We start from the raw sequence: 17,258 nt of genomic DNA on the forward strand, positions 1-17,258 counted from the left end.
TGCGCATCGCTAAAATTGAAACGATTGGGCCGGGCTTCCTACTTAACGTCGCCCCGCCTAGCGAAGCTTCGCTTCGCCGGGAGCGAGGAGAGGTTAAAAGAAAACGGGACCCGAAAGGGCCCCGTTCAAAATCCGTCAGCGGCTGTGTTCAGCGCTTACTTGATCTTGGCTTCCTTGAATTCAACGTGCTTGCGCGCGACCGGGTCGTACTTCTTCTTGACCATCTTGTCGGTCATGGTGCGCGAATTCTTCTTGGCGGTGTAGTAGAAGCCGGTGTCCGCGGTGGAAACGAGCTTGACCTTGATGGTGACCGCTTTGGCCATGGCAGAACCTCTGAATGTCGGGAATCGGGTGACAGCCAGAGAACTGGCCGTATTGGGGCGCAACCTAGCCCCGAACGCCCCAAAGTCAAGGTTTTCTGGGTGGAAAAACCACTCCAATTCAGGCTGGTATCCCGGAAAGAGCCGGTTTTCAGGCTACGGCTGGCCTGAATCTCCGGTCAATCGACATCAGAGCGTCTTGTAGAAAAAGCTGGCCCCATCCCGGGTGCTATTGTCCGGGTTGGTGGCGTAGCCGGGAACTTCGCCGAATTTGGTCCAGCCGAGCCTGGCGTAGAGTCGTTCGCCGGCGCCGCCTGTGGCGGTATCCAGTGTCAGCAGCGTATGGCCGATCCGCTGCGCTTCATGTTCCGCCGCCAACAGCAGCGCGGCGCCCAGTCCCTGACATCGCGCACGGCGGTGCACCAGCATCTTGGCAATGTCCGCGCGGAAGGCCTGATTCTCCTGTGGCGCCGGGATCAATTGCACGGTCCCGTCGATGCGATCCCCGGCCTCTGCCGTAAAGATCAATCGCTCGCCGCGGGTGTGGCTCGCGAGCGTACCGTCCCACCACGCCTCGGCCTTTGCGCGAGTCATCGGCCAGACAAAATTGACCGAGGCGCCGCCTTCGACCGAGTCGACGAGAAGATCGATCAGGCTATCGCGTCTGGCCCACGCCTCGTGCGGCGTGAGGAGATGGATGGCATGCGCACTCATGGATTTGTCCGGGTGGGATCGCAGCATAACAGGCGGGAGCAGTAGCTGATGCGATCCCCCACAGCGGAGTCAAGTCGCGGGAGGGAAGAACCGATTTTCGGGCCGCGGGAGCCCTAGGTTCTCTCTGAGCGTCTTCCCCTCATACTCGGTGCGGAAAATACCCCGTCGCTGCAGTTCCGGAATAACCCTGTCGACGAACTCGTTCAGGCCCTCCGGCAGGTAGGGGAACATGATGTTGAAACCGTCCGAGGCCTCGGTTTCCAGCCATTCCTGCATCTGGTCGGCGATGGTCTGGGGCGTGCCGACGAAGGCGGAGCCGCCATAGCCGCCGAGGCGCTGGGCAAGCTGGCGTACGGTCAGGTTCTCGCGCCGGGCGAGGGCGATGACGCGCTCGCGGCCGCTCTTGCTGGCATTGGTTTCGGGAATCTCGGGCAGCGGGCCATCGGGATCGAAGACGGAGGCGTCGGTGCCGAGATTGATCGAGAGCGACGCGATGGCATTGGCGTAATGCACCTTGCTGTCGAGCAAAGCGCGTTTCTCTTTGGCTTCCTCGACGCTGTCGCCGACCACCACGAAGGCTCCGGGCAGGATCTTGAGATGATCGCGGTTGCGGCCGAGCTTCTCCATGCGGCCCTTGATGTCCGCATAGAGCTTCTGTGCATCGCTGATCGCCCCGCCGCCGGTGAACACCGCTTCTGCGGTTTCGGCGGCAAGCTGCTTACCGTCTTCGGATGCGCCGGCCTGCACGATGACGGGCCAGCCCTGCACGGGCCTGGCAATGTTCAGTGGGCCGCGTACCGAGAGATGTGGGCCCTTATGATTGAGCACATGCATCTTCTCAGGGTCCATGAAGATGCCGGTCTCGACGTTGCGGATGAAGGCATCGTCGGCGAAGGAATCCCACAGGCCGGTGACGACATCATAGAACTCGCGCGCGCGCTTGTAGCGCTCGGCATGCTCCATGTGATCGTCCAGGCCGAAGTTGAGCGCGGCATCGGGATTCGATGTGGTGACGATATTCCAGCCGGCGCGTCCGCCCGAGATGTGATCGAGCGACGCAAAGCGGCGGGCGACGTGATAGGGCGCGTCAAAGGTGGTGGAGCCGGTGGCGACGAGGCCGATGTTCTCGGTGACGGCAGCGAGTGCCGATAGCAGTGTGAATGGCTCGAACGACGTCACCGTATGGCTGCGCTTCAGCGCCTCGACGGGCATGTTCAGCACGGCAAGATGATCGGCCATGAAGAAGGCGTCGAACTTGCCGGCCTCGAGCTTGCGGATCATCTGTTTGAGGAAGGGAAAGTTGAAGTTGGCGTCAGGCTGAGCGCTGGGATAGCGCCATGCGCCGGTATGGATGCTGATCGGGCGCATGAAGGCCCCGAGCTTCAACTGACGCTTCGCCATCTGGAATTCCCCGTGATGCTGGTCGGGAACAGATAGGGACGCCGACGCGCGCAGGTAGATGCTGCTCACGAGAAGATTATTGCGATTTGTGGATTATCTGCAGAACCTCATCCTGAGGAGCGGCGTCTTCGCCGCGTCTCGAAGGATGGAGGCCGGCGCTCATGGTTCGAGACGGCGCTGAAGTAGCGCCTCCTCACCATGAGGACGGAGCTCACCCCCTTCGCGGATTCAGCGTCGGGTCCATCGCAAATTGCGTTTCCAGGTAGTCGATCATGGCGCGGGTCTTTTGCGGCACGAAGCGGCGCGAGGGATAGACCGCGCTGATCGGCACCGGTTTCGGTTCGAAGGCTTCGAGCAACACAATGAGACGACCGGTCTCGATCTCATCCCTGAAATGCCAGATCGGCACAAACCCGATACCGAGGCCGGACATCACGGCTTCGCGAATGCCTTCCGAACTCTGGGTGCGCACCGGTCCCGTGGCTTCGATAGCGATCGGGCCGTCCGGACTTTCGAAGCGCCAGGTCACGCCGCCGGTGAAGCGCGTATAGGGGATGCAATCATGCCCGATGAGATCGTTCGGATGCGCAGGCTGCGTCTTGCCGCGCAGATAGGACGGCGAGGCCACCAGGATACGGCGTGTCACGCCGATTTTCCTGGCGATCAGGTTTGGGTCGGTCACGACGCCGGAGCGGATCGCGAGATCGATGCCGTCCTCGACCAGATCGCTGAAGCCGTCACTCATCACGAGGTCGACACTGACGTCGGGGTAACGCGCCAGAAAGCCCTTGAGATGCGGGATCACCCGCAGCCGTCCGAACACCACCGGGAGGGCCAGTTGCAACGTGCCTGATGGTCTGGCTCGGCGGCGTCCCACGGCGCCCTCGGCCTCGGCAACGGCTTCCAGCGCCAGTTTGGCGCGCTCATAGAAGCTGCGGCCGTCATCGGTGAGCGTCAGCTTGCGCGTGGTGCGGGTGAACAATCGGGTGCCGAGATGGTCTTCCAGCGTTGCCACCTGGCGGCTGACGGTCGGCTGGCTGGAATTCTGCTCTTCAGCCACACGGGTGAATGAGCCTGCTTCGACGACGCGGATGAAAGCCTGGAAAAGGGCGACGGTATCGGTCATTCATCCAAAATACGGATAAATAATATCCGAACAAGCCCATAACCGCTAGTGAGCGAATGGACGATGTTCTCCATGTCGGACGGCGATGGCGCCGCCCCAGATCAGATGGAGAGCATCATGACCCGCAAACTCGAAGGCAAAATCGCAGTCGTTACCGGTGGCAGCGCCGGCATTGGTCTGGCCGCGGCGCAGCGTTTTATCGACGAAGGCGCCACCGTGTTCATCACCGGCCGCCGCCAGGCCGAGCTCGATGCCGCCGTGAAGCAGCTCGGACCGAAGGCGGTCGGCGTGCAGGCGGACGCTGCCAAGCTCGCCGATCTCGCGCATCTGTTCGATACGGTGAAGGCTGCCAAGGGCAAGATCGACGTGCTGTTCGCCAATGCCGGCGGCTATGAATTGAGCGCGTTCGGCCAGATCACCGAAGACGTCTATGACAAGATGTTCGACATCAATGTGAAGGGCGTTTTGTTCACGGTGCAGCAGGCACTGCCGCTGCTCTCCGACGGTGCCTCGGTGGTTCTCACCGGCTCGGTGTCGGGATCGAAGGGCATGGAGTCCTTCAGCGTCTACAACGCCACCAAGGCAGCGATCCGCTCGTTCGCGCGCAGCTGGACCTCGGACCTCAAGGCGCGCAAAATTCGCGTGAATGTGGTCAGCCCCGGACCGATCCAGACCCCCGGCCTCGACGTCTTCGCCAATGACGATGTGAAGGGCTACCTCAAGACCATCGTGCCGCTCGGCCGTCTCGGTACCGCGGACGAAGTCGCGAAGGCGGTTCTGTTCCTGGCATCGGATGACTCCAGCTTCGTCGCCGGCGCAGAATTGTTCGTCGACGGTGGTCTCGCTCAGATCTGACGATGGGCTTGGCAGAGCAGGAAGGCGCCGCGTATGCGGCGTCTTCTCGTGTCAGAAACTGTGCATGTGTGCGCTGGCGCGATACTCGCTCGCCATCAGCTCTTCGTTTTCAGCAACCTGAATCCACGAGATGGCGAGTTGTAGCAATGCACGAATTTTGCGTGGGTCAGCTTCCACGCTGGCGCGCTGGCTGAGTGCCGACGCCTTGCGACGATATTCCAGTGACGCGCGCGTAAATGTCGAAGACTCGACCTGCGGCGTCCAATTCATCTGTCCCATAACTGGGAATTCCTGTGAGCAAGACAACGGTAGCTTACCGTGCCTCACCAGTTATCCCACTACGGAAACAGTTAGAATTAGAATAGATCGAAAAGCGAGACGTCTTACTTGATTAACTCAGCTTTCGCCGGGCAGCATATCGAGTTGCATCTTTCCGCTGTACCAATGGAAGAAGGGCAGTGGCGCGTCGTGACGGAGCGGGCCGGTGGCGAGACGCTGCTGCAATTGATTGAGCACGTTCTTCGTCATTGCGTGCGCGTCGGCGAGATGCGCGGAGCCGAGTTCGACCCAGACCAGTTCCACCAGTTCGGCATCGGCATGCACGACGCCCTCGACGCGATGCGCGATCGACGATGCGTCCGCCGTGAAGAAACGCGTATCGAAACGCTTGATACGGCCGGGTGGTGTGATGGCGCGCGCAATCAGAAACAGGCCCGAGGGATCGGGCAGGAGACCTGCATCGCTAAAAGCCTCCCATACGCCGGGGAGCTTCCTGGTCGCGCCATCAACCTTGCGGCCGAGGCAGAGGCCGGTTTCTTCGCAGGCTTCGCGGATCGCAGCAACGGCAAGCGAACGCGCGCGCGACGGCGGCGTCTTCGGGCTGCCTTTCATCAGGTTGGCTTCAAGCTCCGGCGGCAAAGGTGCAGCCACCGGAATCTTGTTGTCGGTCGTGTCGACGCTGCCGCCGGGGAAGACGAACTTGCCGGGCATGAACACGACCTTGTCGTGACGCTTGCCGACAAGCACTTTCGGAATCGGGCCGGAGCGATCGACCAGCATCAGGGTCGCTGCGTCGCGCGGACGCTTATAGGGATGGTGGTCGGCTTCTTTGCCGATCTCGACCGCGTCGCTCATTCCGTCTCCTGAAATTCTTCTTATTACGTGCTGTTCAAGGGGACGGAGAACGTATCAGTCAGCCGGGCCGTCGCCAAATCCATGCATGCGGAATGCCCACTGCAATCCAACCACGGCGCCCTTGACCGGCTGCAACAACAACAGCGACGCGATCAGTGTGATCGGCAGGTAGATCGCAAGTTGCAGCGCGACCGATGGCGAATAGTTGGTCTCGATCCACAATGCGATCGGTACGACGATGTGACCGACGATGACGATCACGAGATAGGCGGGAAGATCATCGGCGCGGTGTGCAGAGAAATCCTGTCCGCACTTGTCGCAGTGATCGGCGGTTTTGAGGAAGGCGCGAAACATCTTGCCTTCGCCGCAGTTCGGGCAGCGACAGGCGAAGCCGCGCTTCATCGCGGTCCACACATTGCGTTTGGCGGAGGAATCCAGCGTCGCGCTCCAGATCTTCGGTGTGGTCAATGTCATCATGACGTTACCCCTTTTTCGGCTTGCCGGGGTTACCACCGGCGCGAGCCTTGTCAGCTTTGGCAGCCTGCCGGGCATTGCGACCGGGTTTGGCTTTCTTGGGCGCCTTGAGCTTCTTCGACGATTTGAACTTCGTCGCACCAGAAGGTTTGGCACCCGGATGACGCGGCCGGTCTGCAGCGTCATTGCTGCGGGCATGTTCGCGTCGGCGGTTCCGTGGGGCGGTATTGCCCTCGGAAAGCATTTCGAACCGCAAGGCACCAGCAACGGGAGCGGCTTCGACCAGACGGACATCGACGACGTCGCCCAACCGATGCATGGCACCACTGCGTGTACCGACGAGGGCGTGGCGAGCTTCGTCATAGTTGAAGTATTCGGTGCCCAACGTGCGGATCGGGATCAGGCCATCGGCGCCGGTCTCGGTCAATCGGACAAAGAGTCCAGCCCTGGTGACACCGGAGATCCGGCCCCGGAAGGTAGCGCCGATCTTGTCCGCCAAGAAGTGCGCAATCAGCCGGTCGGACGTCTCGCGCTCGGCCTTCATGGCCCGGCGTTCGGTGGCCGAAATCTGTGCCGAGATTTCGCTCAGCGTTTCCACGGTTTCGGTCTCGGGTAGCGCGCCTTCGCCGAGCCCGAGCGCACGGATCAATGCGCGATGCACGATCAGATCTGCGTATCGCCTGATAGGTGAGGTAAAATGCGCGTAGCGGCGCAGGTTCAGACCGAAATGTCCGTAATTCTCGGCGGCATATTCCGCCTGGGCTTGCGAGCGCAAAACCACTTCATTCACCAGCGGTTCGGAATCCTGGCCTTTGACCTGTGACAGCACCCGGTTGAATACCGATGGCCGCAACGCGCCAGCTTTGGCGAACGGCATGTCGAGGGTCTTGAGGAATTCCTGCAGGTTGTGAACCTTCTCCACCGAAGGCTCATCATGTACCCGATAGATAAGCGGCAGCGCCTTCTTTTCAAGCGTTTCGGCTGCGGCGACGTTGGCCAGGATCATGAACTCTTCGATGAGCTTATGCGCGTCGAGCCGCTCCGGTACGATGACGCGATCGACGGTACCGTCCTTCTTCAGCAGGATTTTTCGCTCGGGGATGTCGAGATCCAGCGGTTCACGTTCGTCGCGCGCGAGCTTTACCTGCGCATAGGCCGCATAGAGCGGCTTCAGGATCGGTTCGAGCAGCGGGCCGGTAGTATCGTCGGGATGGCCATCGATGGCGGCTTGCGCCTGTGCGTAATTCAGCTTGGCCGCCGAGCGCATCAGGATGCGATGGAACGTGTGCGACTTCTTGCGGCCATCTACACCGATCACCATGCGTACGGCGAGGGCGCCGCGCGGTTCGCCCGGCACCAGCGAACACAGGTCGTTGGAGATGCGCTCCGGCAGCATCGGCACGACGCGGTCGGGGAAGTAGACGGAGTTGCCGCGGATCAGTGCGTCGCGATCCAGCGCAGAGCCGGGACGCACATAGAAGGCGACATCGGCGATGGCGACGGTGACGATGTATCCACCTGCATTGTGCGGATCGGGATCGAGTTCGGCATAGACGGCGTCGTCATGATCCTTGGCGTCCGGCGGATCGATGGTGGCCAGCGGCACATCACGCCAGTCTTCGCGTCCTTGCAATGTCGCAGGCTGCGCGGCTTCCGCTTCCTTCAGCGCATCGCGGGAGAACGCCTGCGGGATATCGTGCGAGTGGATCGCGATCAGGCTGACCGCTTTCTCGGAGGAGAGCGAACCGAGCCGTTCCTTGACCTTGCCGGAGCCGAGGCCATAGCCACGCGTGCGAATGAGATCGACACTGACGAGATCGCCGTCCTCGGCGCCGTTGGCGTCTGACGCGGCGATGTTGAGTTCGCGCCCGGCCTGCTTCTTGTCGACCGGGATCAATCGTCCGCCGCCATTCGGTAGCGCGCGATAGATGCCGAGCAGGCGCGTGCGGGCACCTTCGAGGACGCGTACGACGCGGCCCTGATAGCTGGCTAATTCGCCCTCGTTCTCGATTTTCTCGATACGCAGCAGCGCACGGTCACCGACGCCGGCGGCGGTGCCGGGCAGGGGACGGCGCGGCGCGTGAATGCGAATTTTTGGCACCGTGCCGTCTGCCTCGTCCCATTCGACGGGCGTGGCGATCAACTCGCCATCGGCATCCCTGGAGGTGATGTCGACCAGCACTGTCGGTGGCAGCGCTGCGGGCTCGCGCACGCTGCGGCCCTTTTTGGCGATGGCGCCTTCGTCGGCGAGTTCGCGCAGCATGCGCTTGAGCTCGACACGGGCGGCGTTCTTCAGTCCGAATTCACGCGCGATCTCGCGGGTGCCGATCTTGCCGGGATACGCGCGAACGAACGCGACGATGGCATCCCTGGTTGGAAAGCTGCTGTCACGTTTCTTGTTCACAATTATCCGTTCTAGCCAGCGCTCTTCTTCGCGACCGTTTTCGCGGCCTTCTTCTTGGCAGGCGATGTCTTCGCCTTCACCGGCGCGCGCGCCTTGCTGGCGGCAGCCGTTTCAGCCTTTGGCTTTGCCGCGGCTTTCTTCGCAACGGCCTTCTTGGCCGCCGGCTTCTTCTCGGCCGCGTCGGCCTTCTTGGCGACGGCCTTCTTCGCCGGTGCTTTCTTAGCGCCGCGCTTCGGCTTGATGCCGCCCTTGGCCACACGCTCATCGATCAGCGCGATGGCCTCTTCGAGCGTGATCGTTTCCTGGGTCTTGTCGCTCGGGATCGTCGCATTGACGCCGCCCGCGGTGACATAGGCGCCATAACGCCCGCCCTTCACGGCAACGCCGCCGAGGGTCGGATGGTCGCCGAGCGGCTTGCCGGGATCGGCGCCGAAGCGGCGGCCTGATGGCCCCTTGGCGATCTTCTCGGCGATCAGCGTGACCGCGCGGTTGAGGCCGATATCGAACACCTCGTCGCCGGCCTCCAGGCTGGCATAGGTTTTCTCATGCTTCACGAACGGTCCGAAACGTCCGAGGCCCGCGGTGATCGGCTCACCGGTTTCCGGGTGCTTGCCGATCTCGCGCGGCAGCGACAGGAGCTTGAGTGCCAGATCGAGTTCGACATCGCTGGGCGACGTGTTCTTCGGAATGCCGGCACGCTTCGGCTTCTCGCCTTCTTCGTAATCCTTGGCGTCGCCGAGCTGGATGTAAGGCCCGAAACGTCCGGCCTTCACCGCGACTTCGAGACCTGACACCGGATCGGGGCCGAGCACGCGGTCGGCATTGGCGCCGCTATCGGCGGCGAGCGGACGCGTGTAGCGGCATTCCGGATAATTCGTGCAGCCGACGAAAGCGCCGAACTTGCCGGCCTTCAGATTGAGGCGACCGGTGCCGCAGGTCGGGCACTGGCGCGGATCCCCGCCATCTTCGCGCGGGGCGTAGATGTGCGGGCCGAGCATCTCGTCGAGCGCGTCGAGCACCTGCGCCACGCGCAGATCCTTGATCTCGTTCACGGCGCCGATGAAGTCGGTCCAGAAATCCTTGAGCACCTGCTGCCAAGAGATCTCGTTGTTGGAGATCCTGTCGAGGTTCTCTTCCAGCGCCGCGGTGAAATCGTATTCCACATATTTGGCGAAGAAGTTTTCGAGGAAGGCGACGACGACGCGGCCCTTGTCCTCGCCGTACAGGCGCTTCTTTTCGAGCCGAACGTAGCCGCGATCCTTCAGCACCTGCAGGATCGATGCATAGGTCGAGGGACGGCCGATGCCGAGCTCTTCCATGCGCTTCACCAGCGAGGCTTCCGAGAAGCGCGGCGGCGGTTCGGTGAAATGCTGGGTAACCGCGAGGTTTTCTTTCTTCAACGCTTCACCTTCGCTCATGGCGGGCAGGCGGCGTGAATCTTCATCCTCGGCGTCGTCGTCCTTGCCTTCCTGATAGACGGCAAGGAAACCATCGAACTTCACGACCTGACCGGTGGCGCGCAATTCGAGCAGGCGCGATCCTGCCTTGGCAGCGATATCGACGGTGGTGCGCTCCATCTCGGCGGATTCCATCTGGCTGGCGATGGTGCGCATCCAGATCAATTCATAAAGCCGCGACTGATCGCTATCGAGACGGCCGCGCAGGCTCGCCGGGCGACGCGACATATCGGTCGGACGGATCGCTTCATGCGCTTCCTGCGCGTTCTTGGCCTTGCTCGTATATTGCCGCGCGGCGTCCGGCACATATTGCTTGCCGTAGTCTTCGCCGATGACAGAGCGGGCCTGCGTGATGGCGGAGGGGTCGATCTGCACGCCGTCGGTTCGCATATAGGTGATGAGACCGGTGGTCTCGCCGCCGATGTCGATGCCTTCATACAGACGCTGCGCGATGCGCATGGTGTGCGCCGGCGCGAAGCCGAGCTTGCGGCTGGCTTCCTGCTGCAGCGTGGAGGTGGTGAACGGCGCCTGCGGATTGCGGCGGGCCGGCTTGGCATCGACGGTGGAGACCGTGAAGTTTGCGGCTTCGATGGCCTTCTTGAAGTCCTCGGCTTCGGCGCCGGTGCCGATATCGAGACGCTGGATCTTCTTGCCGTCAGCGCCGACCAAGCGGGCTTCGAAACTCTCGCCGCGCGGCGTCGCCAGCGTGGTCACCAGCGACCAGTATTCGCGCGGGATGAACTTCTCGATTTCCTGCTCGCGGTCGCAGACCAGGCGCAGCGCGACCGATTGCACGCGGCCCGCGGAGCGGGCGCCGGGCAGCTTGCGCCACAGCACAGGAGAAAGCGTAAAGCCCACCAGATAATCGAGTGCACGGCGCGCCATATAGGCATCGACCAGTGCACCATCGATCTCGCGCGGGTTCTTCATCGCGTCGGTAACGGCCTGCTTGGTGATCGCGTTGAACACCACGCGCTCGATCTTCTGGTCCTTCAGCGCGCGCTTCTGCTTGAGGACTTCGAGCACGTGCCAGGAGATCGCTTCGCCTTCGCGATCAGGGTCGGTCGCGAGGATGAGCTTGTCGGCGCCTTTGACGGCCTTGGCGATGTCGTTCAGCCGGCTGGCGGCCTTGGGGTCGATCTCCCAGATCATCTGGAAATTGGCGTCGGGATCGACCGATCCGTTCTTGGCGGGAAGGTCGCGGACATGGCCGAACGACGCCAGGACCTCATAGTCCTTGCCCAGATACTTGTTGATCGTCTTGGCCTTTGAAGGCGACTCGACAATGACGAGATTCATGTGATTCCAATAACTTACAGGGGGAATCCGGCTTGGGTCTGCGAGAGTCGCGCCAGCCGTTTCGCGGCGAACATGGGTGCGAAGGGGTCTCGTGTCAAATCGTGAGTTGTTGATGGCCACGCCTGTTGGTTCCCAATCACTTACCAAGGGTTGTAAAATGCAACCATTGGGGGTATGATTTGATGCTTCGTTGGTGCTGATTTCGCCCGGACTGCCCGGGTAGGGAATGCCTATGACACCGCCCATTCCGGACGATCAGGCGCAGGGCGATGGCGGGCCCGAGGAGGCGGCTCTTTATATGAGGAGGCGGCTCTTTATATAAAGAGTGCGGTCCGCGATCTGTCGCGGATGGCGCGCCGCCATCGCCACGACATGCTCGCTTACCTGCTCGACATGGCGCATCTCGAAACCGAGGAGATCCTGCGGCTGTGTGACTTGCGCAAGCCGTCAGACCGTTGAGGGCACAATCGTGGTGTCGCCATAGCCGAGCAGCCTGCCGTCGGCCGCATGCAGTTCCAGCTTCTTGATCTGCTTGCCACGCTTGCGATCGACCATGATGGTCGTCGGTTCGCCGGGCTTGAACGCATAATCCTCGCCCCACTGGCGCAGCGCCACCATGATTGGATGAACCGCCTGGCCTTTCGGGGTCAGGACATAGTCCTGATAGGCGCTGCCGTCGGCTGCCGGCTCCAGTTTCAGGATGCCGTCCTCCACGAGGGCTTTCAGCCTGACGGCGAGAATGTTCTTCGCCAGTCCGAGACTCTTCTGGAATTCGCCGAAGCGCCGGGCGCCCAGCATGGCGTCGCGGATGATCATCATCGTCCAGCAGTCGCCGATCACCTCCATGGAGCGGGCGACGGGGCAGGTGGAGTCCTTGAGACTGGTGCGTTTGGCCATGCGACTTTCCAGCGGCGGGAAAAAGAAATGCAGTGATTAGCGGACATGTGGTTGCATTATGAAACCATCCGCCCTAAATGGCAATGTGGTTTTAAAAAGCAACCACTTGATCATCAGGAGATCACCATGCGTTTGGCGAACAAGACGGCGCTCATCACGGGCGGCAATAGCGGTATTGGACTGACCACGGCGAAGCTCTTCGTCGCTGAGGGCGCCAAGGTGGCCATCACTGGTCGCGACAAGGCGAGGCTCGACGCGGCGGTGGCCGAACTCGGCCCGAATGCGATCGGCATCGTGGCTGATGCGACTGACATTGCTGCCACCGAGAATGCCGTGGCCAAAGCTGTCGAGAAATTCGGCAAGCTCGACATCGTATTCGCCAATGCAGGCATCAGCGCGCATACGCCAGTGGGTGGCACCGCGCTCGATGTGTTCGAGTCCGTCTTGAAGACCAACATCACCGCCGTGTTCTTCACCGTGCAGGCGGCAGCCGCGCATCTCAACGATGGCGCGTCCATCATTCTCAACGGTTCGGTGATCTCCGTGCTCGGAAATCCCGGCTATGCTGCCTATGCCGCGAGCAAGGCCGGCGTGCGCGCGATGGCCCGCGTGATGGCGTCCGAACTGTCGCCGCGCAACATCCGCGTAAACGTGGTCTCGCCGGGCGCGACCGCGACGCCGATCTGGGACCGTGTTGCGCCGACGCCGGAAGCTTTCAACGCATTCGAGAAGCGCCTGTCGCAGACCATTCCGCTCGGGCGTTTCGGCAAGCCGGAAGAAGTTGCGAAGACCGTGCTGTTTCTCGCGTCGGATGATGCATCGAACATCCAGGGCGCCGAGATTTTCGTCGATGGCGGCGTGACATCGGCCCCGGCAGGTGCACCGGCCTATCGTAGCTGAATGATCGCAACGCGCATCGTCATCCCGGGGCAGGCCGAACGCGCAGCGGACGGCATGAACCCGGGATCTCGATATGTGAATCTCATTTCGAGGTTCCTCGCCACTCCAATTGGAGTGGCTGAGGTTCGCGCATTCAGCTGCGCTGAAAACGCGCCCCGGAACGACGCGTTAGTTAAGCCGCGTGCAGATCTGTCGCTGCCTGCAAGGCACCGGCAACGGCTTTCTCGCGTAGCTCCGGTCCCATCATGATGCCGTCGGCGGCGATGAATTCGAGATTGGTGACGCCGATGAAGCCGAACACCCAGCGCAGATAGGTTTCGAGATGTTCGCCGGCAGCCGTTGGCATGTCCGCGCCGTAGAAGCCGCCGCGTGAAATGGCGACGATGACGCGCTTGCTGCCCGCGAGGCCTTCGGCACCCTTGTCGCCGTATTTGAATGTCTTGCCGGCGACGAGGATGCGATCAATCCACGCCTTGAGCTGGCTCGGAATGGTGAAGTTGTACATTGGTGCGCCGATCACCACGATATCGGCAGCAAGAAACTCCTCCAGCACGGCACTACCGGCGGCGAGATCGGGCTGAAGCGCCGCATCGGGCGCTGCGCCCTGTGCGACGGCGAGATGGGAGCCGGACAGATGCGCCAGCGGCGTGGTGGTGAGATCGCGATAGGTGGTCTCAAGGCCGGGATTGGCCTTGGCCAGCCGGTCGGTAATGGCGGCGGAAACCTGCCGGCTGACGGAGTGGGGGCCGAGAACGCTGGAATCGATATGGAGCAGTTTCATGTGGTCACCTCATGGTATAGGTTTGTAACTGACGCTACATGAGTGACTGGCCGAAACCGCACAAGAAGGCACAATTTTGAAACCCGAGCACAAAAAGGTGCCTGCTTTGCCGGCGATTCCGCATCAGGAGAGCGACTGTCGCGGCGTCGCCTCGGTGCTGGCGCGGGTCGGCGACAAGTGGAGCGTGCTGGTGATCATGCTGCTCGGCGACGGTCCACGGCGCTTCAACGAGTTGAAACGGATGGTCGGCGGCATCTCGCAGCGGATGCTGACCCTGACCTTGCGCGGGCTTGAACGCGACGGTCTGGTGACGCGTACCGTGTTTCCGACCGTGCCTCCGCGTGTGGACTATGAACTCACGGATCTCGGCCGAGGCCTGAGCGATCCGGTCATAAAGCTCGGCGAATGGGCGCAGCAACATCTGCCCGATATCGACACCGCACGAAAAAACTTCGACGGGCGCAATTCGGAGGACTGAGTCCTCAGATCATCGACACCAACCCTCCGCCATGACGCTCCAGCCGTCCGGCAAGCTCGAGCTCCAGCAGCACGATGCGTACGGTGGCAGCCGATGTACCGGCAAGGCGAATAAGATCGTCGATGCCGACCGGGCTTGGACCGAGCAATGCGATCACGCGTGCGCGGTCGCTGCTGTCTGGTTCATCGAATGACGTGGCGTCATCAGGTTCACGGCTCGGCAATTCGATCGGCCGCTCCATGATCGGCGCGACCGCATTGATGACGTCGGATGCTTCGGTGACCAGCGCCGCGCCTTGCTTGATGAGGTCGTTGGTGCCGGCGGCGCGGGGATCGAGCGGCGAGCCCGGCACGGCAAACACTTCGCGGCCCTGTTCGGCGGCCATCCGCGCGGTGATCAGCGAGCCCGAGCGATGCGCCGCTTCGATGACTACGACGCCGAGTGCTGCACCCGAGATCAGGCGATTGCGACGCGGGAAATCGCGAGCACGTGGGACATGGCCGAGCGGCATCTCGGAAATCGCGCCGCCGTTGTCCAGCAGGGCGAACAGCAGGTCCTCGTGTTCGGGCGGATAGATCTTGTCATGACCGCCAGCCAGCACAGCCACGGTGCCGCCATTCAGACTGGCGCGATGCGCGGCCTGATCAACGCCGCGTGCGAGGCCCGACACGATCACGAAACCGGCATCGCCGAGATCGCGCGCCAGTCTCTCCGCGAATTTCAGTCCCGCGCCGGACGCATTGCGCGAGCCGACGATGGCGATCATCGGCCGCGTCAGTGCGTCCACTTTGCCGCGGATGCCGAGCAGCGGCGGTGCATCGTCGATCCCCGCCAATCGCGGCGGGTAGCCGGGCTCACCAGGCGCGACAAGCGCGACATCCATCTTGCGTCCGAGGTCGAGTTCACGCTGTGCGTCGTCGGCGCTGCAGATCCGGCCGGCGCGGGCAGCGCCGCCGCGGCGCGCCAGATCGGGCAGTCGCTCCAGCGCGGCGCGTGCGCTGCCGAAATGGTTGATCAGCGATCGAAAAGTACGCGGCCCCACATTGTCGCTGCGGATCAGCCGCAACCAGTCGAGCCGCTGGGCGTCCGTGAGCTGTGTGCTGCCCTGTGAGATGCTGTCCAAGCCATGCTCCCCCGGTGGGGAGTGTCTATCAACTTAAGGATGCATTCAATTGACATTCGCACTTAAGGTGCGAGAGTAGGGGTGAGCCCTGATGGCTTGTGTTCAGTGATGGCAATGCTTTGGGACGTGAACAACTTCCAGCGGATCGGCGCATCGAGCAACGCCGCCGTTGGGCGTGAGTTCGAGGAAGCGGCGCAGATCTTCTTTCATTCCGAGGGCGTGCAGCTTGCGCGCAATTTCGTCGTACCCGTCGGCCACCGGCTACAGAAGAACAAGCGCTTCGATCTCGGCAGCGCCAGCCCGCGCATCCTGGTGGAGTGCAAGTCCTACACCTGGACAGTGTCCGGCAATCGGCCGAGCGCCAAGATCCGCGGCATGAACGAAGCCATGCTGCTGTTCGGTGCGGCGCCGCGCGACTATCGGAAGATTCTGTTCGTGCTCAAACATCTTCACCCGCATTCGAAGGTGAGTCTGATCTCGCACTATATCAAGAACAACGGTCACCTGATCAGCCGCGGTGTCGAGATCTGGGAGTTCGATCTCGACGCGAAGCAGGGCGCGCGGGTGTTTTAAACTGACACTGACGCCGGGTTGGCCGCGGCTAGCTTCGTTTGCCGAATTCCTCAGCCGCGATCCGGACCGCCTGTTGGACGGCAGGATAGCCGCTATAGGGTGCTAGGTTGAGCAATGTCTCCAGAATTTCGTCTCGGCTGGCTCCCACATTCAGGGCGGCATTGATGTGCACGCGAAGCGGTGTCTCGGCGGTCTTCGATCCGACGGCGGCGAGGGCTGCGCAGGCGGTTAGCTCTCGCGTCCTAGCGTCAATCCCCGTGCGCGAAAAGATCTCGCCATAGGAGTGTTCGACAATCATTCGCCCGAGGTCAGGGGCGATATCGTCAAAGCTTCGGACTACGGCATCTCCGGATGCGCCCGAGGTCTTTCCGAGCGCCGCGCGTCCGCGCTCCAATCGCATCTGCCGGGTTTCGGCATTGGCCGGGCGGAACGATATTGGCTGGCTTGCGGCGGTGTCGCCAAAGGCTTCCTTGGCAACCGCAAAGGCATTCAAGGCGCACGGAAAGCCGCGATAGACGCTAACCTGCATCAAAAGTTCGACCACTTCGTCTCGCGTTATGCCTAGGGCTAGTGCGCCTTGGATGTGCTGGCGAAGGGCAGCTGCATGATTGCCACCCGCCGCCAGCATGGCGACGATCACAAGCGCCTTGGCCTTGAAATCCAGACCCTGTCGGGAAAGTGCTTCGCCGAAAGCGAACTCGACCGAGAGCCGCGCCAGATCGGGCGAGGCTTTTTCAAACTCGCCGAAATATGCCTGCATGTCGCCGCCGGTGAGGCGGCTTGCAGCTTCGCTGCCGTTCTGCGCACGTCCGGTTCCATCGTCCGTGGCGGGCTCGACCGGCACAAAAGCGAGCTTTCGTTCGGCGAAAATGCTGCGCAACAGTCCGACCGCATTGATGGTCGGAGGAAAACCGAGCAAGGCGACGGAGACGAACATCAGTTCGATGAGGACGCGCGGCTCGCCGCCGACATTGAGATAGCCCGCCATATGATACTTCAGTTGCGGCTGGGCACTCCCATCGGCGAGCAGCATTGCCGCCGTACAAAGTTGTCGCAGCGGAAGCGCGAGCCCGGGGCGAGACAGCACGTCGCCATACGGATACTCAACAGTGAAGCGCGCGAGATCCGCAGATACTTCCGCCAGGCTGTTGACGGGGCCGTCGAAATTCTCGCCGCCGACCTTGCGCAGTATGTCGAGGCCGCGTGCGAATCGCTCATTGCCCATTGCTGTTGTTCCTGCATTGGCTTCTTGCGCGCGAACGGCCAACGAAGCCCCCGCTGCGCCGAGCGCTGTGAGAAAGTTGCGGCGGGAGGCAATTTTG

General features: G+C 62.0%; 17 protein-coding genes. 4 read left to right on the forward strand and 13 right to left on the reverse strand.

What is annotated here, in order from left to right; translation table 11 throughout:
* Positions 1 to 155: 155 nt before the first annotated feature.
* The 4 genes from rpmG to AB7951_RS10110 all read right to left on the reverse strand — a co-directional run bounded on the left by rpmG (position 156) and on the right by AB7951_RS10110 (position 3,561).
* Positions 156 to 323, reverse strand: a complete 168-nt coding sequence (gene rpmG, locus AB7951_RS10095) for a 50S ribosomal protein L33 (protein WP_068732385.1) — start codon at positions 321 to 323, stop codon at positions 156 to 158.
* A gap of 186 nt (positions 324 to 509) precedes the next feature.
* On the reverse strand, positions 510 to 1,034 hold the full coding sequence (locus AB7951_RS10100; RefSeq protein ID WP_093761319.1) for a GNAT family N-acetyltransferase: 525 nt from the start codon (positions 1,032 to 1,034) through the stop codon (positions 510 to 512).
* A gap of 69 nt (positions 1,035 to 1,103) precedes the next feature.
* On the reverse strand, positions 1,104 to 2,435 hold the full coding sequence (locus tag AB7951_RS10105) for an LLM class flavin-dependent oxidoreductase (RefSeq protein ID WP_120292047.1): 1,332 nt from the start codon (positions 2,433 to 2,435) through the stop codon (positions 1,104 to 1,106).
* A 211-nt stretch (positions 2,436 to 2,646) separates the two neighbouring features.
* The gene (locus tag AB7951_RS10110) at positions 2,647 to 3,561 is read right to left on the reverse strand and encodes a LysR family transcriptional regulator (protein ID WP_120292049.1); all 915 of its coding nucleotides are present in this window, start codon (positions 3,559 to 3,561) and stop codon (positions 2,647 to 2,649) included.
* A gap of 117 nt (positions 3,562 to 3,678) precedes the next feature.
* Here AB7951_RS10110 and AB7951_RS10115 point away from each other — a divergent pair, with 117 nt between their 5' ends.
* Entirely contained in the window at positions 3,679 to 4,416 is a 738-nt protein-coding gene (locus AB7951_RS10115) for an SDR family oxidoreductase (RefSeq protein WP_089264610.1), read from the forward strand.
* Between the two features lie 51 nt (positions 4,417 to 4,467).
* Here the strand turns inward: AB7951_RS10115 and AB7951_RS10120 are convergent, their stop codons facing one another.
* From AB7951_RS10120 to AB7951_RS10145, 6 genes are all read right to left on the reverse strand, one after another.
* On the reverse strand, positions 4,468 to 4,695 hold the full coding sequence (locus AB7951_RS10120) for a hypothetical protein (RefSeq protein WP_092144352.1): 228 nt from the start codon (positions 4,693 to 4,695) through the stop codon (positions 4,468 to 4,470).
* 117 nt (positions 4,696 to 4,812) lie between these two features.
* A complete protein-coding gene (locus tag AB7951_RS10125) occupies positions 4,813 to 5,550 on the reverse strand; it encodes an NUDIX hydrolase (protein WP_089263756.1) in 738 nt (245 codons plus the stop codon).
* A 54-nt stretch (positions 5,551 to 5,604) separates the two neighbouring features.
* Positions 5,605 to 6,027: a DUF983 domain-containing protein gene (locus AB7951_RS10130; protein ID WP_089263757.1), complete on the reverse strand. Its 423-nt coding sequence runs from the start codon at positions 6,025 to 6,027 to the stop codon at positions 5,605 to 5,607.
* A gap of 4 nt (positions 6,028 to 6,031) precedes the next feature.
* Entirely contained in the window at positions 6,032 to 8,428 is a 2,397-nt protein-coding gene (gene rnr, locus AB7951_RS10135) for a ribonuclease R (RefSeq protein ID WP_120292051.1), read from the reverse strand.
* 11 nt (positions 8,429 to 8,439) lie between these two features.
* Positions 8,440 to 11,184 carry a type I DNA topoisomerase gene (gene topA, locus AB7951_RS10140; RefSeq protein ID WP_089263759.1) on the reverse strand — a complete coding sequence of 915 codons (2,745 nt, stop codon included), beginning with the start codon at positions 11,182 to 11,184 and terminating at the stop codon, positions 8,440 to 8,442.
* A 447-nt stretch (positions 11,185 to 11,631) separates the two neighbouring features.
* A complete protein-coding gene (locus AB7951_RS10145; RefSeq protein ID WP_120292055.1) occupies positions 11,632 to 12,081 on the reverse strand; it encodes a winged helix-turn-helix transcriptional regulator in 450 nt (149 codons plus the stop codon).
* Positions 12,082 to 12,207: 126 nt separating this feature from the next.
* On the opposite strand from AB7951_RS10145, the gene AB7951_RS10150 reads away from it, so the two are divergent.
* Positions 12,208 to 12,981: a glucose 1-dehydrogenase gene (locus AB7951_RS10150; RefSeq protein ID WP_120292057.1), complete on the forward strand. Its 774-nt coding sequence runs from the start codon at positions 12,208 to 12,210 to the stop codon at positions 12,979 to 12,981.
* Between the two features lie 172 nt (positions 12,982 to 13,153).
* On the opposite strand, the gene AB7951_RS10155 is transcribed toward AB7951_RS10150, so the two are convergent.
* Complete coding sequence (locus AB7951_RS10155) at positions 13,154 to 13,762, reverse strand: FMN-dependent NADH-azoreductase (protein WP_120292059.1); 609 nt, start codon at positions 13,760 to 13,762, stop codon at positions 13,154 to 13,156.
* 97 nt (positions 13,763 to 13,859) lie between these two features.
* Between AB7951_RS10155 and AB7951_RS10160 the strand changes: the two genes are divergently transcribed.
* Entirely contained in the window at positions 13,860 to 14,240 is a 381-nt protein-coding gene (locus tag AB7951_RS10160; RefSeq protein WP_244528459.1) for a winged helix-turn-helix transcriptional regulator, read from the forward strand.
* Between the two features lie 4 nt (positions 14,241 to 14,244).
* Here the strand turns inward: AB7951_RS10160 and dprA are convergent, their stop codons facing one another.
* Entirely contained in the window at positions 14,245 to 15,363 is a 1,119-nt protein-coding gene (gene dprA / locus AB7951_RS10165; RefSeq protein ID WP_120292061.1) for a DNA-processing protein DprA, read from the reverse strand.
* A 108-nt stretch (positions 15,364 to 15,471) separates the two neighbouring features.
* Here dprA and AB7951_RS10170 point away from each other — a divergent pair, with 108 nt between their 5' ends.
* Positions 15,472 to 15,936, forward strand: coding sequence for a hypothetical protein (locus AB7951_RS10170; RefSeq protein ID WP_081421847.1), 465 nt, complete (start codon positions 15,472 to 15,474; stop codon positions 15,934 to 15,936).
* Positions 15,937 to 15,964: 28 nt separating this feature from the next.
* On the opposite strand, the gene AB7951_RS10175 is transcribed toward AB7951_RS10170, so the two are convergent.
* Positions 15,965 to 17,161, reverse strand: a complete 1,197-nt coding sequence (locus AB7951_RS10175) for a carboxymuconolactone decarboxylase family protein (protein ID WP_158596846.1) — start codon at positions 17,159 to 17,161, stop codon at positions 15,965 to 15,967.
* Positions 17,162 to 17,258: the final 97 nt, after the last annotated feature.

Origin of the sequence: Tardiphaga sp. 285_C5_N1_2 (genome assembly GCF_052076065.1) — a bacterium.
Taxonomy (GTDB): Bacteria; Pseudomonadota; Alphaproteobacteria; order Rhizobiales; family Xanthobacteraceae; genus Tardiphaga; species Tardiphaga robiniae.

Coding starts and splice junctions, on each gene's coding strand:
- AB7951_RS10105 (WP_120292047.1), bottom strand. CDS start 2,435: ATGGCGAAGCGTCAGTTGAAGCTCGGGGCCTTCATGCGCCCGATCAGC.
- AB7951_RS10175 (WP_158596846.1), bottom strand. CDS start 17,161: ATGGGCAATGAGCGATTCGCACGCGGCCTCGACATACTGCGCAAGGTC.
- AB7951_RS10125 (WP_089263756.1), bottom strand. CDS start 5,550: ATGAGCGACGCGGTCGAGATCGGCAAAGAAGCCGACCACCATCCCTAT.
- topA (WP_089263759.1), bottom strand. CDS start 11,184: ATGAATCTCGTCATTGTCGAGTCGCCTTCAAAGGCCAAGACGATCAAC.
- AB7951_RS10115 (WP_089264610.1), top strand. CDS start 3,679: ATGACCCGCAAACTCGAAGGCAAAATCGCAGTCGTTACCGGTGGCAGC.
- AB7951_RS10150 (WP_120292057.1), top strand. CDS start 12,208: ATGCGTTTGGCGAACAAGACGGCGCTCATCACGGGCGGCAATAGCGGT.
- AB7951_RS10100 (WP_093761319.1), bottom strand. CDS start 1,034: ATGAGTGCGCATGCCATCCATCTCCTCACGCCGCACGAGGCGTGGGCC.
- AB7951_RS10145 (WP_120292055.1), bottom strand. CDS start 12,081: ATGGCCAAACGCACCAGTCTCAAGGACTCCACCTGCCCCGTCGCCCGC.
- rpmG (WP_068732385.1), bottom strand. CDS start 323: ATGGCCAAAGCGGTCACCATCAAGGTCAAGCTCGTTTCCACCGCGGAC.
- AB7951_RS10130 (WP_089263757.1), bottom strand. CDS start 6,027: ATGATGACATTGACCACACCGAAGATCTGGAGCGCGACGCTGGATTCC.
- AB7951_RS10170 (WP_081421847.1), top strand. CDS start 15,472: ATGGCAATGCTTTGGGACGTGAACAACTTCCAGCGGATCGGCGCATCG.
- AB7951_RS10110 (WP_120292049.1), bottom strand. CDS start 3,561: ATGACCGATACCGTCGCCCTTTTCCAGGCTTTCATCCGCGTCGTCGAA.
- AB7951_RS10155 (WP_120292059.1), bottom strand. CDS start 13,762: ATGAAACTGCTCCATATCGATTCCAGCGTTCTCGGCCCCCACTCCGTC.
- AB7951_RS10120 (WP_092144352.1), bottom strand. CDS start 4,695: ATGGGACAGATGAATTGGACGCCGCAGGTCGAGTCTTCGACATTTACG.